The organism is Myroides sp. C6-3 (assembly GCF_050522425.1).
GTDB lineage: Bacteria > Bacteroidota > Bacteroidia > Flavobacteriales > Flavobacteriaceae > Flavobacterium.
The window spans coordinates 17,243-33,221 of sequence record NZ_JBMVQP010000027.1 but is presented as its reverse complement, the minus strand read 5'-3'; the positions used below and the strand labels follow the sequence as shown (position 1 = coordinate 33,221).

The 15,979-nt window shown below is 37.1% G+C and carries 13 protein-coding genes; 3 read left to right on the top strand and 10 right to left on the bottom strand.

What is annotated here, in order from left to right; translation table 11 throughout:
* Position 1: 1 nt before the first annotated feature.
* From ACPDG9_RS11720 to dinB, 5 genes are all read right to left on the bottom strand, one after another.
* Positions 2-1,117, bottom strand: coding sequence for a PepSY-associated TM helix domain-containing protein (locus ACPDG9_RS11720; protein WP_430527932.1), 1,116 nt, complete (start codon positions 1,115-1,117; stop codon positions 2-4).
* Between the two features lie 128 nt (positions 1,118-1,245).
* The gene (locus ACPDG9_RS11715) at positions 1,246-3,684 is read right to left on the bottom strand and encodes a TonB-dependent siderophore receptor (protein ID WP_430527931.1); all 2,439 of its coding nucleotides are present in this window, start codon (positions 3,682-3,684) and stop codon (positions 1,246-1,248) included.
* Positions 3,685-3,859: 175 nt separating this feature from the next.
* Entirely contained in the window at positions 3,860-4,219 is a 360-nt protein-coding gene (locus tag ACPDG9_RS11710; protein ID WP_430527930.1) for a YraN family protein, read from the bottom strand.
* 9 nt (positions 4,220-4,228) lie between these two features.
* On the bottom strand, positions 4,229-5,131 hold the full coding sequence (locus ACPDG9_RS11705; protein WP_430527929.1) for a S66 peptidase family protein: 903 nt from the start codon (positions 5,129-5,131) through the stop codon (positions 4,229-4,231).
* A gap of 17 nt (positions 5,132-5,148) precedes the next feature.
* Positions 5,149-6,222, bottom strand: coding sequence for a DNA polymerase IV (gene dinB / locus ACPDG9_RS11700; RefSeq protein WP_430527928.1), 1,074 nt, complete (start codon positions 6,220-6,222; stop codon positions 5,149-5,151).
* A 228-nt stretch (positions 6,223-6,450) separates the two neighbouring features.
* On the opposite strand from dinB, the gene ACPDG9_RS11695 reads away from it, so the two are divergent.
* A complete protein-coding gene (locus tag ACPDG9_RS11695) occupies positions 6,451-8,307 on the top strand; it encodes a monovalent cation:proton antiporter-2 (CPA2) family protein (RefSeq protein WP_430527927.1) in 1,857 nt (618 codons plus the stop codon).
* A 57-nt stretch (positions 8,308-8,364) separates the two neighbouring features.
* On the opposite strand, the gene ACPDG9_RS11690 is transcribed toward ACPDG9_RS11695, so the two are convergent.
* Positions 8,365-10,440 (bottom strand): site-specific recombinase, encoded by a 2,076-nt coding sequence (locus tag ACPDG9_RS11690; RefSeq protein WP_430527926.1) that lies wholly within the window; start codon positions 10,438-10,440, stop codon positions 8,365-8,367.
* A gap of 80 nt (positions 10,441-10,520) precedes the next feature.
* Between ACPDG9_RS11690 and ACPDG9_RS11685 the strand changes: the two genes are divergently transcribed.
* A complete protein-coding gene (locus ACPDG9_RS11685) occupies positions 10,521-10,988 on the top strand; it encodes a CYTH domain-containing protein (protein WP_430527925.1) in 468 nt (155 codons plus the stop codon).
* Between the two features lie 276 nt (positions 10,989-11,264).
* On the opposite strand, the gene ACPDG9_RS11680 is transcribed toward ACPDG9_RS11685, so the two are convergent.
* Positions 11,265-11,774 (bottom strand): septal ring lytic transglycosylase RlpA family protein, encoded by a 510-nt coding sequence (locus ACPDG9_RS11680; RefSeq protein ID WP_430527924.1) that lies wholly within the window; start codon positions 11,772-11,774, stop codon positions 11,265-11,267.
* A gap of 102 nt (positions 11,775-11,876) precedes the next feature.
* Positions 11,877-12,302: a hypothetical protein gene (locus ACPDG9_RS11675; RefSeq protein WP_430527923.1), complete on the bottom strand. Its 426-nt coding sequence runs from the start codon at positions 12,300-12,302 to the stop codon at positions 11,877-11,879.
* A 510-nt stretch (positions 12,303-12,812) separates the two neighbouring features.
* Between ACPDG9_RS11675 and ACPDG9_RS11670 the strand changes: the two genes are divergently transcribed.
* A complete protein-coding gene (locus ACPDG9_RS11670; RefSeq protein WP_430527922.1) occupies positions 12,813-13,178 on the top strand; it encodes an ATP-binding cassette domain-containing protein in 366 nt (121 codons plus the stop codon).
* 288 nt (positions 13,179-13,466) lie between these two features.
* Here the strand turns inward: ACPDG9_RS11670 and ACPDG9_RS11665 are convergent, their stop codons facing one another.
* Both ACPDG9_RS11665 and ACPDG9_RS11660 read right to left on the bottom strand, forming a co-directional pair.
* Positions 13,467-15,449, bottom strand: coding sequence for a M56 family metallopeptidase (locus ACPDG9_RS11665; protein ID WP_430527921.1), 1,983 nt, complete (start codon positions 15,447-15,449; stop codon positions 13,467-13,469).
* 26 nt (positions 15,450-15,475) lie between these two features.
* Positions 15,476-15,838 (bottom strand): BlaI/MecI/CopY family transcriptional regulator, encoded by a 363-nt coding sequence (locus ACPDG9_RS11660; protein ID WP_430527920.1) that lies wholly within the window; start codon positions 15,836-15,838, stop codon positions 15,476-15,478.
* Positions 15,839-15,979: the final 141 nt, after the last annotated feature.

Below are 15,979 nucleotides of genomic sequence, written 5' to 3'. Positions count from 1 at the left end.
CCTAGAGTTTCTTTTTGGGTTTCTTTTTCATTTTATTCAACCAAATAAAGATACCTGTAATAGGTAAGGACGTTGCAATTAAACACGTTATAAAATAGATCACCTTAGAGAACAGGCCATAAATATCACCAAAGTGCAACGCTCGAATTGAAGCAGCGATCTTCTCTCCAACAGATTTATCTGTAAAAATTTCTTTCTTGATAACCTCACCCGAGTATTGATCAATAAACACGCGATCATTAACCGTTTCATTCCATCGCGCCAATTCATTTTTATTGATTTCATAAGTTCCGAGAGAATCCTTTGGCAAGCTTACAGTTAAGGTACGGTACTCGTATGCCATTTCTTTATCGGCCATAGCTAGCGCATCTTCTAAACTAATGGTTTTTTTATCTTGTACGACAGATTGTGGTTTTACTTCATCGCGTCCTCCAAAAACCTTAGCTCCCAATACACTACTTAGCCCATTTCTATACCATTCAAATGACCAACACAGTCCTGTTAGAGACATGATCAATACAAGTAACAAAGTATAAAACCCAAGTGTATTGTGTAAGTCGTGATTGATGCGTTTCCAATTGGCATTCAACTTAATTTTGAATCCTGGCTTTATACTTTTCCATCCCTTAATTTTTTTGGGAAACCACAAAATTAATCCTGAAATAGAAAGGAAACAGAAAATAATTGTCGCAATGCCCACGATAGGGCGTCCAATAGACGAATCAAGCAATAGCCAACGGTGCAATTTAAAAACCGTCATAAAAAACTCATCTGCAGGTCCTTTTCCTGTACCTAGAATCTCTCCCGTATAGGGGTTAACGTGAACAGCCTCTCCTCTTTTCCCTTCTTCTCCTTTACTCACGGTAAAAACAAAAGGTTTCCCTTCTTTACTTACCAAGGTAACACGTTGTACTTTTCCCTGCGTTGATGCCTCAACTACTTGTACCAACTCCTCCACGGACTTAACTTCACCAGCAAGGGGAGCGACAAATGCATAGCGATTGGGCGCAAGCCATTCTTGAATTTCTGTCTTAAACGTGTAAATGGTTCCTGTTAAACAAACCACAAATAGTACAAGAGAACTGGCAATACCCAACCAAAGGTGTAGGTCATTCATCAGTTTTCGAAAGGGTGATGTCTTTTTTGTTTTCATGAGGATTCAAAAACGAACAAACACGATTTTATACATAAAACCGTGTTTGCACTTACTATTTCAATTATTAGAACACTAATTAAAGGATAACACTAAAATCTATAGGTCAATTGAGCCGCAAAATTTCTTGGTGCAATTTCATTGATATATCCACCTCTGAAGTAAGAGGTATAACCTCTTTCATTGAATAGATTATTCATAAATACACTTAGTGTTGCGTTTTTGTAAGTATAAGCTGCCTGTGCATTCACCGTAGTATAGCTTGGCATGTCAAAGGGTCTTACGTTTACGTTTGTATTGTGGCTATTATCTAAGGTTCTGCTGTATTCATTCACCGGGCGTTTACCTACAAAATAAACTCCAGCACTTACTGATAAGCCGTTTAAGGTACCTTGATCAAACTTGTAGCTTACCCACCCATTTGCCGTGTGCTCTGGTGCATTCATCGGCGCTGAACCATCTACATATTGTGGACTATCTTGGTATCTAGCATATAAGTTAGCATAACCTAACATTACTTCTAAATTGTTCGTGATTTTACCGTTGATTTCCAACTCAAACCCGTTGCGTTTTAAATCTCCAGCTAAAATGCTTTCCGTTTTAGATTGCTCGTTCGTTTCAGGGTTGATATAAGGCGCAACTAAATTATTTTGGTTGATGAAAAAGTAAGTGAAGTTCACCCCTAAATGATCGTTATACCAGTTTGATTTGAAACCAAATTCAAATTGTTTAATATCTGATGCTCCAGCGTATCCACCTCCGTGTAGTAATTTATTTGATTGTCTCAAACTACTCGTTGTCGTATAAGAAGCGAATGTACTAATGTTTTCTTGTGGTTTGAAGATTAATCCCAACATTGGATTCCAACGTTCAACGGTTGCATTTTCTGTTGTATTTCCATTTAATCGACTGTATCGAATACCTAACATAGCGCTTAATTTATCACCAATAGCGATATAATCTTGTGCCATGAAACCGATAGTTGGTGACATCGTTCTTGTCGTTGCAATATCTCCGTAGATAATATTCTCTGGCAAAGTGTTATCAATAGCGTCTAATACGTTGATATCACTTCTGAAGTCAACTAGTACGTCATTTCCATCTTTATCTTTTCCCCAAACTTTACCTGTAGCAGATCCTCCAATTGTTTTCGTTTGTCTGTAATCAAACCCTATTTGGAAGGTGTGTTTTAACACCCCAGTAAAGATGTCTTTTCCTATTAAATCCGCCTGGAATACCGAGTTATAATCATCTGATTGTCCCATTGAAACCGTGCGTTTAATATTGCCATATTGGCTCCAATCCTCTCCAATTTCTTTTTTCGGTTTTACCGTTGTTACGTTTGTAGAACGACCATGTTCATTGTAGATTGACGCTGTATACGAAGTTCTTAAGCTCAATTTTTCTGTTAATTGTCTTTCAAAACGCGCGACGTAATTTTGCATAGTAATCTTTTTAGAGTCTCCTTTGAAACCTAAAAACTTATTATGCGGCATTTTATACAATTCGTTTGCGTAGTCTGGTCCTAAGTTTACCGTTCCTTTATCCGTAACATAGTCCCCATTTAAGTAGTCCATTTCAACCGTCAACTTGGTTTTATTGTCTATCTTCCACGTTAACGATGGATTGATATAAAAGTGTTCGTTATTAACATAGGTTCTCCATCCGTCGTTTCTTTCATAAGCTCCATTAAAGCGGAAAGAAACCGTTTCTTTTTTATCTAACACTTGTTCGAAGTCCACAGTTGGTCTTACTTGACCATAACTACCAACGCGGAATCCCACTTCTCTGTGATTTTTAAAGTTTGGGGTTTTAGTAACCATGTTAATTACTCCACCTGCAGCACCAAGGCCATTTCCAATTCCCTGTAATACAGCAGCTGATCCTTTAATTACCTCAACGCTTTCTATTCCTTGCATGTCAGCAATCGCAGAAGCCGTTCTAAAGTCAGAATCCATCCCAACTCCATTTCTCAATACAGGCGTTCCTCTAAATCCGCGAATTGACATACTTTCTGCAGGTCCACCATACGTTGAAAACTGAGTTACCCCAGCGACGTTGCGCGCTGCATCTGTAATAGTCAAAGCTCCCTGTTCTTTAATCACGTGTTCAGAAACAATACTAATCGATTGAACCTGATCTTGTAATCCAAGTGGCAAACGCGTGATATATTGAAGATTTTTTACGTTTTTATTACTTCTACCATACACGGTGATATTTTCCAATTGGCTATCAGCCACTAGTAGAAAGTTCACAATTTCTTCATTTTTTGCTAGCGTAATTTCTCTTTGAGAGGTTGAGTATCCAACAAAAGAAGCTTTCATTATGTGCTTTCCTTTTTGAACGTTATTCAACTTAAACTCTCCATTTTCATTGGTTTGAACAGCAGTTTGTCCTTCACCAAGAACAACCGTAGCGAAAGGCAAAGGCTTGTTCACCTCATCCACAACTCTTCCTTTAATTGTGATGTCTTGAGCGAAACTTAGCATCACTCCACAAATGGTAACCAACAAGGTCGTATACGTCTTCATTCTGAAATTGTATTATTTAGACTTATTAAAAACGCTACAAATGTAAAGTGATTCTAAATAACCCACAAACTTTATTTAGACTTTTTTTATATAAGAATTTTACAAGAAACACAGCAAAAGCCCCCAGATATTTTAAAAAACACATAATACTCTTTAAATACCGAAGATATTCTATTCAAAACCAATAAAAAGCTCGTTCGATATGCTCAATTTTAGGTTTAGACTTTTTTATACCAATAGCTACTATATCAAATCGAACCTCTTCTTTTCTGTTAAATTTTGTAGTAAAAGCATTTGCGGCAGTAATTAAGCGTTTGATTTGCGGGGGCTTCAAAAAATCTTGAGGTCGACCAAAATGTGTTGAACTTCTCGTTTTTACTTCTACAAATACTAAAAAAGAATCCACCTCTGCAATGATATCCACCTCTGCTTTTTTATGCACCCAATTTCTCTCTATAATGCGATACCCTTTCTCTTGTAAAAAGTCTGCCGCTAAATTTTCGCCTAACCTTCCTAGTTCTTTCGATTTACTCATCCTTTTGTTCTAACTAAAAGCGACAGTCACCTGATTGTCATCTGCTTTTAGTTCAACAATAGTGCCCATTTTTAAGGCCCAATTGGAAGCACCATGTCCGGCTGGAAAATTAAATACCACTGGGTAATCATACTCTTTTACGACGTCGAGAATAATTTCCTGTGCATTATAACCAAAGGGAATAGAGTTATCGTGCATATCCGTCATACCACCAACAATAAGTCCAGCTAAGTCTTTTAAAATTCCATTTCGCTTGAGGTTTTGCATCATGCGATCGACGTGGTATAAGTATTCATCCAGATCTTCTATAAACAAAATTTTTCCTTTGGTATCCATGCTTGAAGCAGAGCCGAGTAAGCTATATAGGATAGATAAATTCCCTCCTACTAGCTGACCTGAGACCTGTCCGTTTCTATTTTTAGTATGGTGATTAATCACATAGTGCAACGATTCACCAAACAGCGCTTTATAAAGGGATTCTTTCGATTCTGCTTTTGCTAACGGAACACTAAAGGCCATAATACCATGGAGCGTAGCTACGCCTAAATTATGCACATGACTGTGTAAGGTAGTGACATCACTAAACCCAATAATCCACTTGGGGTGCTGCAAGAATGACGTAAAGTCAATCGCATCAATGATACGCACAGTCCCATACCCCCCTCGGGCACACCAAATTGCCTTAATTGTAGGATCGTTTAGTTGCGCATTGAAATCGTCTGCACGTTCTTGATCCGTTCCTCCAAGTTGAAAATTATCCAATCCGATCGTTTTTCCCAGCACTACTTGTAATCCCCAAGTTTGGAGTAATGCAATAGCCGGTTGAGCTTCTTCGACAGCAAACTTCCTAGCCGTACAAACGATGGCCACTTTGTCTCCTTTTTTCAAATAAGGCGGTATAATATGCTTCATAACAGGGTTTTTTACACTTAAAAATCAAACCGCAGCTGTACAGCTACGGGTTTTTTCGCAACTTTTTTATTGTTTAAATTCGTTAAAGATACGCCAATCAATCGGACTGAGTTTTGCAAGTTATCTTGGTATAATAATTCTTTAGCACAAGCAAGTATAATTCCTGCATCTGCTACAAAATAAGGGAATGTCATACTTCTAGTTTGTTGTACAAAATCGGCGTATTTTATTTTCAACGTAATTGTTTTTCCCGCTAGCCCTTGTTTTTTTAATCGAAGGCTTAATTCCTCAACGATATGTGTCAGCTTATTTTCGAGATACACTTCAGAGCTTAAATTTTCATCGAAAGTTCGTTCTGTTCCGACAGATTTGACAAGCCGATCTGGACTAACAGGTGAGTTGTGTATCCCGCGAACAATGAAGTAATACGATTTACCTGCCTTTCCAAAGTGTTCTTCTAGAAATTCCAGTGATTTTTCTTTTAAGTCTCTTCCCGTGAAAATACCAAAATGATACATTCGATCTGCGGTTTTCTTTCCAATGCCAAAAAACTTTTTGATTTCCAAGGCTTCTAAAAAGGCTTCTACCTCTTCGGGGTTAATCGTCTTTTGTCCGTTGGGCTTGTTGTAATCGCTAGCGACTTTGGCTAGAAATTTATTAATTGAGATTCCAGCAGAAGCTGTAAGATGTGTGCGTTCGAATATCTTTTGTCGAATTTCTTGAGCGATTAAAGTCGCACTCGGACACCCCTTTTTATTTTCTGTTACATCTAAAAAAGCTTCATCAAGAGCAAGAGGTTCGACTAAATCAGTATATTCATAAAACACGGCGCGGATTTGTTTGGAAATTTCCTTGTACCGGTCAAAACGCGGAGGTACAAAAATCAAATGAGGACATTTTTTGTGAGCTAAAACACCACTCATCGCACTTCGCACCCCATATTGACGAGCTTCATAACTCGCAGCAGCTACAACTCCACGTTCGCTACTTCCACCAACGACAAGGGCTTTCCCCCTTAGTTCGGGATTATCTAGCTGCTCTACCGAAGCGTAAAACGCATCCATATCAATATGTATTATCTTTCGACTCATCTTCCCATTTAATACCTCAAAATAACCGAAAAAAAACAGTTTTTACAACCCCAAAAAAGCGTGTTTTTTTTTACTTTTTTATATCTATATCCAACTGCTATTCCTTAAATTTGTACATATTTCAAATACTTTTTTGAGCAAGCATACCATATTTATGCTAAAAAATGTTAGTTGCTCTTTTAAATTAGATTTGATTTTGTTGTTTTAATGTAAAAATCACATCATAAAATGAATGAATTTTTAGCACAAGCCTTTATTTTTCTATTTGCTGCAGTAATTTGTGTGCTTATCTCAAAAAAACTGGGAATGGGTTCCGTCTTAGGCTATCTCTTTGCAGGAGTCTTAATTGGTCCTTTTGTTTTGGGATTCGTAGGAAAAGATGGAGCAGATATTATGCATGCCACAGAGTTTGGAGTAGTTATGATGTTATTTCTTGTGGGATTAGAACTAGACCCTAAAGAGTTTTGGAAAATTCGAAAAGAAATAATCGGATTGGGCACCGCTCAAGCTTTGGGTACTACACTCATAACATCCGCAGTTTGTTACTTTGCTATTGGCCTAAATATGGGCACTTCCATTACGATCGGATTTGTTGTAACTATGTCATCCACAGCGATTATTCTTCAAACGATATCAGAAAAAGGATTAAACAAATCCAATGTAGGAAAGTCGAGTTTTGCAGTATTACTCTTTCAAGATATCATGGTCATACCCGTTATGGCACTGATTCCACTATTGGCTGTTTCTAAAAAAATACCGATTTCAACAACCAATAGCAGTATGCTAGATGGACAGCCGGTATTGATGAAAACCATGGCTATTTTAGGTGCTATCACCGTTATTTTCTTAGTGGGAAATTATATTGTCAATCCCCTCTTTAAATCGGTAGGGCGTTTACAAATACGCGAAATTTACACCGCTTCAGCTTTACTCTTAGTCATTGGCGTTTCTCTTTTGATGCAAGAAGTAGGCTTGAGTCCGGCATTAGGGGCATTTATTGCAGGTGTAGTTTTGGCCAACAACCCTTATAAACATCAATTGGAAAGCGATATCGAACCCTTTAAAGCCTTGTTGCTCGGTATTTTCTTTATTGCCGTGGGATCAACTATTAATTTCGAAATTATCGCAAAAGAACCTTTGATTATCCTTTCTCTATTAGTGGGGTCAATGGCGATAAAAGCGATTGTACTATTTGCTATCGGAAAATGGAAGAAATTCCCTAAAGATCAATCTTTCCTCTTCGCCATTTTGCTTTCTCAAATTGGTGAATTTGCCTTTGTAATTTTAGCTTTAGGAAAAACCATTAATATTATTGATCAAACTTGGTATGACTACTTATTGGCAACAACAGCCTTATCCATGGTGGTTACTCCAATCTTAATGCTATTAAACGAAAAGTGGATTAGCCCATACCTCGGATTGACCTCTTCACCTACACAGAATCAACCTTATGACGATTTATCCCATATCAGCGCAGACAAAAAAATCATCATCGCTGGATTTGGAGATTTCGGAAATACCATCGGTCGTTTATTACAAGCAAACGATATTCCGATCTTGGTCTTAGACAATGATGCAGAACGCGTGGATCATTTGAGAAAATTAGGTTTTAACGTGTATTATGGTGATGCAACCTCGATCAATATCCTAAAATCTATTGGGGTTGAAAAAGCAGACTACGTAATTGCAGCGATGGATCCGCCAGATGTCAATCAGCACCTGGTAGAAGTTCTACACAAAAACTTTCCAGATGTTGAAGTAATCATTCGAGCCAAAAACAGAAAGAATGCATACGAATACCTACAAGATGGTTTTACAGAAGTATACCGAGAAAATTTCTTTACTGCGGTTTATGTGGGAACTATTATGCTAGAAAAACTAGGATTAAGTCATGAGGAAGCGAGAACACAGAGTGAACTATTCATTAGTAGTGACCGTGCTTCTTTGCGCAAGCTAGCGAAGAACATTCACAACCTAGAAGATTATATCACAGTATCCCGACTCGAATTTGAACAGCAATCGAACTTATTAAAAGACAGTTTGCGTCACAAGAGAGAAACAAAAGACAATTCAACAACAGAATAAAAAAGGAGGTTTATAACCTCCTTTTTTATTTAGCGCTCTTATTATTTAGCGCTCTTATTATTTTTTATCCTGTGATTTATCCGTCGTTTGTTCCACTACGGTTCCTCCTGTAGGAATAAAGAATTCCATTGGAAAACTTTTGAAGTACTTAAAAGCAGCTAGAGCAAGTTCTCTCGTTTCTTTGAACGGAATATTTCTCGATCGGAAGGCCAATAAGATAGACAAACCAAAACTTACGATAAAGTTCATAAATCCAATTAACCACATCCCAATAAAGGCCCAAACTAACAAAGAAGTTGGTGCTTCAAATCCTGAACCATAAAACCCAATAGCAATATTACCACTCACAAAAGTAATGTGTCGAATATCGATATCTAAACCTATAAAGGTACCAATAGCCCCACATGTACCCATAAACAGACCAAAACAGATATTCGATGCTATTCCTGGCCACTTGGTATCGACCCAATTGGCGATTTTTGTAGAGCGTTGTATACCAAAATTGTGTTTCAACCAGGGGTGTTCTTGGATGCGATAAAACACGCGATTGTGTTTATTTCTGTTTGATACATTACCGGAAATAATACCTGATAAAAACAAGAAAATACCAGCAATCCCTGCGTGAAACAAAGCTTTAGATTCAATAGGATCAGCATCGATTAACATGCCTTTCCACTCCTTTTGAGCTAAATTGATATCGAAAGCAGAATCAACCCCCCACATCAGTAAAAGAGCGATAGGGAAAGCCAAGATTACGTTACCGATAAAAGCGATAAATTGAGAGCGCACTAGTCTTGCAAAAAGCTTAGCAAACCCAATGTGTTTATCAACGCTATCCACATGTTGCTTCTGTCCATCTTCAATGGCTTTAATAATCGCTGCTGCGGTCATAGCAGGTTGCTTTGTTGCTAGGGTAAAGCCCAATAAATAAATCAAACAGAATCCCAAAGCATAATTCAAACTATACAACATCGCGTGACCAAAGATGCTCGCATCCAATTTATGCGCTAATAGCTTGAGAATACACATAAATCCTACCACAATACCGGCTCCCATTGACCCTCTAAACATATGCCAATACTCACCAGCTGTTTTGGTGATATAGTGTTCTCCCGTTTTGGCCGTATGTTGTGTGATTTCATACGAAATCAATTGCGTACTCTCTTTGATTAATCCCGATACATTGTACTTATAACAGTTGTAATCAATTAATTTACGAGCCAATCGAATGGTCTTGGATTTCTTCTCGATCTCAACCTCTTCTCCTTCAATGATAATCAACGACAACAAGACATCTATCCGTTGAAGCTGCTGTCTTAACCGAAGTAAACTCTGGTTAACTTTAATAGATATTCCGTATTTGGAACTATTTTTAAAGGCTTGATTGACAAAATCAATACATTGCTTGTGGAAGATCTTAATTTGCTTACAATTAATATCACTAGGTGTAAGATATACTGTATTTCCTTTTAAAATACTTGAGGCCACTTCCATAAACTCTTTTTCTAAAGCCAGAAAGGGGCTTTCAAAATGAGAATATTCAGGCACCATACTGATAATGGAGCTTTCCATTGCTCTTCCACTCATGCGTTGGGTAATCAAACCAATAGAGTTCAACAGTTCACCCATAACGGATTCATCTGATATTTTAGCAAAAATATCTTGAAAATTGAGTTGATCAAAGAGTTCAAGCAATTGCTCTTCGGGAATTAAATCTACCCATGCCGCATCCGTATGCTTGTAAAACACTTGGTTTAACACATACTCATAAGTGTCCTTTTCCGGTTGATAAGGAAGAACCTTTGCCCACAGTCGTTTTTTTACTTCATAAAAGAAATCGGAATCTTGTAAAATACCCGCATCTGAAATCATTCGGCTAAACCGTCTATTCGAAAGTATATCTTTCAAATACTCCACTAAAGCCAAGCGTTCAACTTCATGTGTTTTTAAATAGGAGGTAAAAGAGTCTATGGAAACTCGATTAATTTTCTTTATATTTCGAGGTCGAAAAATATGTACAAGATCAACTAAAAATGAAATATCTTCACTTGTATATATTTTACCGTCAACTACATATTTATTAAAAAGCTCTTCAATTCCTTGAGGGGATTGTAGTATATATCTTAATTTCATTTAAAAATATATTTTTTTCTTAACAGTTAGGATGAAATGAGACTAACTTGGCATAAATTTACACCTTTATTTTATATCCTATGATTGAAATCGAAAGAAAATTTCTTACCCAAAGAACAAACTTTGAAACCTTAGCACATACTAAAAACACAATTGCTCAAGGGTACCTCAACAGCCATGCGGATAGAACGGTACGTATTCGCATTAAGAACGACAAAGGCTTTCTGACGATTAAGGGCAAAAGTAATGCAACGGGAACCTCTCGATTCGAGTGGGAAAAAGAAATCGATTTAAAAGAGGCAGAAGCACTGCTAAACTTATGTGAAGAGCACATCATTGCGAAAACCAGATATGTTATTCCTGTCGGGTCGCATCTTTTTGAAGTCGATGTTTTCCACGGTCAAAACGAAGGACTCATCCTAGCAGAAGTAGAACTACAAGACGAGAATGAAGCTTTTGAGAAACCCCTGTGGTTAGGAGAGGAAGTAACAGGTAAAATCGAGTATTACAACTCCTATTTATCCAGTCATCCTTTTACGACCTGGTAGAGAAAACAAAAGCCTCATTATAGCGTTTCACTGAGGTATAATGCTTTTACTCCTTTGCAGCTAAAAAAAGCCCTCCATAAACGCGGAGTCTATGGAGGACGATTTTAATTTAGAATTATTTCATCTTTTTTCTTACCCTAAAAACAGGGTAAGAAGAATTTCATATTCATGCGGTCCACATCCTCGAATTGTAGAAAATTTCCCCAACTACCACCACAACTTTACTGTTCGTTCCATTAAGTAACACCTAGTTGTATTCAAGAATAATCCGACAACTTAAATTTCTTCCACAATACGCTCGATCTTAACATCTAAAACGCCTCGGCCGATATTATCCGTTAGATCCATGAAAGCGCGTTTAGAAACATCTACCGCTCTCCCTTTTACGAAAGGTCCACGATCCGTTACCGTAAGCACTACAGAGCGTTTGTTTTTCAAATTAGTCACCTTTATTTTAGTTCCAAAAGGCAGGGATTTGTGTGCAGCTGTATACTTTGTATTATCAAATATCTCACCGCTTGCTGTCTTTCTACCAGAGAATTTATCGTGGTAGTAGGATGCTTTTGTTTCATCACTAACTACCTCGTAGCTATCCTCTTCTACTTCTGCCATAACGATAGAATCTGTCTCGTCAACAACAGGCAAATCCAATATTGCTACTGTATCCATAACTTGACCCAATTGCATCGCAATCGGTCTCGATTTTTCTTTTATTTTACCCGCCTCTTCAAAACTTGATAGCGTGAAGATCACTAAAGCAAAAAGGATATATTGAATGTATTTCATACGATTCCTATTTAAAAAATAGACAGTATAGCTAAACAAGAAGTGTACCAAAATAAAAAAAGAGAGCTTGAGGCTCTCTTTAAATGATTTTATGTGTTTTGATTATGCAAACCAAACTTTCCAAGGAATTCTAGACAAGATTAAAACTAATCCGATCGTGTAAAAAACAGCAAACATTTTAAATTTCTTATTGCTCTCTGTTGCTTTTTTGTGCTTAGACCATCCAATCGTAATCAAGGCAATAGCGATGATATTGATTAATGGGTGTTCTAATGCATACAATCTCAAAGTTGAGTCTTTCATTGCTACACCAAAGTTTTGTACTAATGGCGAAACGAAATATAGGATTAAACCTAACAATAATTGGATATGAGAGAAGATTAACCCAATCAAACCTAATTTGTAGTCTTTATCTGTAAACTCTTTTTTAGAGCTTAAACCTACAAAAGCATTAATCACTACGATTACCAAGAAAATCAATGCTAAATATGCAACGCCTGAATGCGCTGGTTGTAACATCTTATACATATTGTTGTTATTAGTTTATAGACAAATATAAATAAAACAATTGAAATTAAACGCTTTGCTATTTGATTTGCATTCTACTGTTTTAATTGCTTTTTTCAATACGAAAACCTCAGCATATTCCGTTAATCTGAAGGAAAATATGCAAATAGAAAGCACGTAGACCTGCCATTTCTCTACTTAAAAATAGCAGCGAAAAAGAATTTATCTCGATAAAAACAAATACCTTAGGTTCAAATATGTTTTGCATGACAAAAGCGAGTAAAATTCTTTATCCCTATTACCAGTATCCTTTGTCGTTACGGCATCTCTTGCTTGGACAACCGTTATTTGGTGGTGGATACCGGCTACGCTAGGTACGTTTTTAGCCTTACTCTATTTTTGGATGTTTCGTCCCTATGAATTATTCTTTTTTAAGAACAAAGGATGGCAACCCCTCCATTTGATCCTCGCTTTATTAGGTAGTAACTTACTACTCGCTTTCTTGATTTCCTCTTTCAAAACACCCTAACCATGTCAACGCTTTATTTAGACAGCCTTGTTTATCAAGTCAACAACAAGGTCATACTCCATAATATGTACTTCCAGATGCAGACAGGAGAGCTCATTGAGCTAACTGGATCAAATGGAGCAGGAAAGTCAACCTTCCTCGAGGTGTTGTTTGGCACTAAGAAACCACAGCATATCCACCTCAAAGTGGATCAAAAGTTCATTCAAAACTCCAATCACTTTCAGCGCTATTTTGCATTGAAACCACAGTTTAGCTTTTTCCCAAAACAACTACGGCTCAAAGATGTGTTACCTAAATTATATTGGAATTGGGCTGAATTTGAGGCTCATCTGAACCATCCCATCGCTCATTTTTCAACAGGCATTTAACAACTTATACAAACGCTATTTGTACTTAAGTTACCTCAACCGTTTATTTTATTAGATGAACCTTTCGCTGGATTATCCCCCCTGCTGCAAGAACAGCTTCTTGCTGTCTTACAACAAAAAGTCAAAACGAAAGGGATTCTCCTTGTCAATCACATCCCCCATCTTTTGACTCCCATCCGCACAAGATACATACAGCTGCAAAATGGAAATCTTCAAACCCTATAAAAAAGACCCTCAACGAAGTTGAAGGTCTTTGCTAACTAACGCATTCAATTTAAAAGTGATACTCTATTTCTTTTTAAAAATCTCAATTACTCCTTTTTCAGCTTCTTTTCCATATTTTTCCGTTGCCATCTCTCCTTTTAGAACATTCACATGATCAATATCCTCGGATTTAATTGCACTCACCTCACTCGGTTTAATTCTTTTGCCATCGATAACGTAAAGAAATTCTCCTTCACCTTCTTGCATAGAAGTAATACTAAATGACTGCTTCGTGGCTTTATTCCCGCTATTCGAGCCAGAAGTCACAACGATAACACCCTTTTTGCCCTTCTCTCCATATTTCTCAATACTCTCTTCTGTACTATAAATCTTAATCGTTCCCCCTCCCAATCCATTAGGACTTATTTTTTCCAATTCTTCCAAGGACATTTCTTTTCCGTTGTAGATAATTAATTTATCCTTTATTCCCTCCAACTGTTGCATTCTCGATTTTTCCAGCTTTTTTCTTGACCGTTCCATTTCTTTTCGAGAGGCCTCCATGTACTTTCGCGACTTTTCCATTTCTTGTCGAGAAGCTTCTACTTCTTTTCGCGAGGCTTCCATCTGCTTTCTCGATTCTTCCATTTTTTTTCGAGCGTCTTCTTTTTCCTTTCTTGATTGCTCTTTCTTGTTGTCTACTATTTCTTTCATTCTTTGAGCATCTCCCAACAGTGTTTCTTTATCTATAGTGTATGAATACGAGATTTCATCTTCACTGACTTCCAGACCTAATTTGGCAAGCTCCTCCAACGAATAATCTTTACCATTGATATAAATACGTCCCTTTGTTGTACCGTTTTCCGATGTAACAATTTTAAATTGTTTTAAAGATCCCTTACCATTATCCATTCGAACTATATTGTACTTGACCAATTCTTCATCCGTTGCATCATCCGTTTGATATACCACGTTACCATCCGCATCCCTTTTTATAATTTGCACGGAACCCGCTTTTTTCTCAGCAGATTTTTCGACTTGAGACTTGTCCTCTTCTTTCTTTTTTACTGCTGCCGTTTCTTGTTGTTCTAGGGGAAGGCTTTCTCCACTCTCCTCTGTTACTTCACCCGTATGCTTTGTCTTTTCGGGCTCTTGTTCTGTATTACTACCCATTTGTTCTTGATCTACAAAAACGACTTCTGCTTTGGTTTTCACTTGAAAAAGCAAAAAGAATCCCACCACCAAGGGTAGACATAAAACAAACTTTGATTTTTTCATATTTTTAGATTTAGGTTGGTTGAGTTTAATGATTCTTTTTTTGAGATCAGAAGATCCAAAAGAATTGACCAAAGGCATCGCAGATCCTTTCGTTTGTTCAAAACGCACTAAGGTCATTTGATACTCATAGCTATTTTGTACAGCAGAGACCTTTTGGTCCACACTATATTCAAGGTTTAATCGAATGACTTGTTCCAACAAAATCAACAGGGGATTAAACCAAAAAATACGTCGTATGCCGGAAATCAAAAGAAGATCTATAGAGTGCTTTTCTTCTACGTGTACTTGTTCATGTTGGATAATGGTTGCTAGTGTTTCACTTTCTCCATATTGCTTGGGTAAAACAATCCAATTCCAAAACGAATACGCCTCTTGTGTTGTTCCGTCTATTTTGATCTTCGCGTGGTCAGTCCAACGAGGCAATTGCATAACATAACGCGTTAATCGCATCACTTTCGAAACGAAAATCAAACCAAGCACACTACTTATCGTTAGTACTAAATAGGCAAGAATCGTTTGCCAGTTTAAGGCAGCTAGCCAACTCAATTGCTCTTCCACCAGTACATCTTCATTTCCCTGTTGGAGCAAAGCCGACCAATCGATATGCTGTTTTACATATACCGTTTGGGTAAAACGCAAGAGTGGTAGTATAAAACTCAATCCAATTCCCACTAAAAAATAGTAGCGAATAGCAGAAAAGAACGTTTCTTTTCTCAAAACCAAATAATAAAAAGCTAAGACTACAACGAGTAGGCCGTTTACTTTCAATAGATATTCAACGAATGAATGCATAAACTACAGGTTTTGGGCGTTAAAGATTACTTTTTATTGCGTTCTATAATAGACAATATCTCCTCCAATTCTTCTTGGGAAACCTGTTTGTCTTTGACAAAAAAGTTGACCAAATTGCTAAATGAATTATCGAAATACTTATGCATCGTTTCTTCCATGAACATAGCGCGATACGCTTCCATCGTTACAACAGGATAATACTGATGTGATTTGCCATAAGCATGATGAGACACTACTCCTTTTTCTTCTAAAATACGCACTAACGTAGATAAAGTATTATAATGAGGTTTTGGCTCTGGCATTTCTGCCAATATATCATTGATAAAACCTTTTTGCAACTTCCAAAGGATGTGCATGATTTCTTCTTCCTTGTTGGTTAATTTTTCCATTTTTTCTCTTTTGACTCAAACAAACATATAACTAAAAATTTAGTTATCAAACTAATTTTTTAGTTATATGCGTAATTTTAGTTGAATAAAATAAAAAAAGCACCGTAAATCCGTTTGATTTACAGTGCTTTTAAAGAAAAA

What these genes read in the sequence shown, in the direction of transcription:
- ACPDG9_RS11665 (WP_430527921.1), bottom strand. Translation starts at nt 15,449, where the DNA reads ATGCATTCATTCGTTGAATATCTATTGAAAGTAAACGGCCTACTCGTT.
- ACPDG9_RS11685 (WP_430527925.1), top strand. Translation starts at nt 10,521, where the DNA reads ATGATTGAAATCGAAAGAAAATTTCTTACCCAAAGAACAAACTTTGAA.
- ACPDG9_RS11660 (WP_430527920.1), bottom strand. Translation starts at nt 15,838, where the DNA reads ATGGAAAAATTAACCAACAAGGAAGAAGAAATCATGCACATCCTTTGG.
- ACPDG9_RS11720 (WP_430527932.1), bottom strand. Translation starts at nt 1,117, where the DNA reads ATGAATGACCTACACCTTTGGTTGGGTATTGCCAGTTCTCTTGTACTA.
- ACPDG9_RS11695 (WP_430527927.1), top strand. Translation starts at nt 6,451, where the DNA reads ATGAATGAATTTTTAGCACAAGCCTTTATTTTTCTATTTGCTGCAGTA.
- ACPDG9_RS11710 (WP_430527930.1), bottom strand. Translation starts at nt 4,219, where the DNA reads ATGAGTAAATCGAAAGAACTAGGAAGGTTAGGCGAAAATTTAGCGGCA.
- dinB (WP_430527928.1), bottom strand. Translation starts at nt 6,222, where the DNA reads ATGAGTCGAAAGATAATACATATTGATATGGATGCGTTTTACGCTTCG.
- ACPDG9_RS11670 (WP_430527922.1), top strand. Translation starts at nt 12,813, where the DNA reads ATGTCAACGCTTTATTTAGACAGCCTTGTTTATCAAGTCAACAACAAG.
- ACPDG9_RS11675 (WP_430527923.1), bottom strand. Translation starts at nt 12,302, where the DNA reads ATGTATAAGATGTTACAACCAGCGCATTCAGGCGTTGCATATTTAGCA.
- ACPDG9_RS11715 (WP_430527931.1), bottom strand. Translation starts at nt 3,684, where the DNA reads ATGAAGACGTATACGACCTTGTTGGTTACCATTTGTGGAGTGATGCTA.
- ACPDG9_RS11690 (WP_430527926.1), bottom strand. Translation starts at nt 10,440, where the DNA reads ATGAAATTAAGATATATACTACAATCCCCTCAAGGAATTGAAGAGCTT.
- ACPDG9_RS11705 (WP_430527929.1), bottom strand. Translation starts at nt 5,131, where the DNA reads ATGAAGCATATTATACCGCCTTATTTGAAAAAAGGAGACAAAGTGGCC.
- ACPDG9_RS11680 (WP_430527924.1), bottom strand. Translation starts at nt 11,774, where the DNA reads ATGAAATACATTCAATATATCCTTTTTGCTTTAGTGATCTTCACGCTA.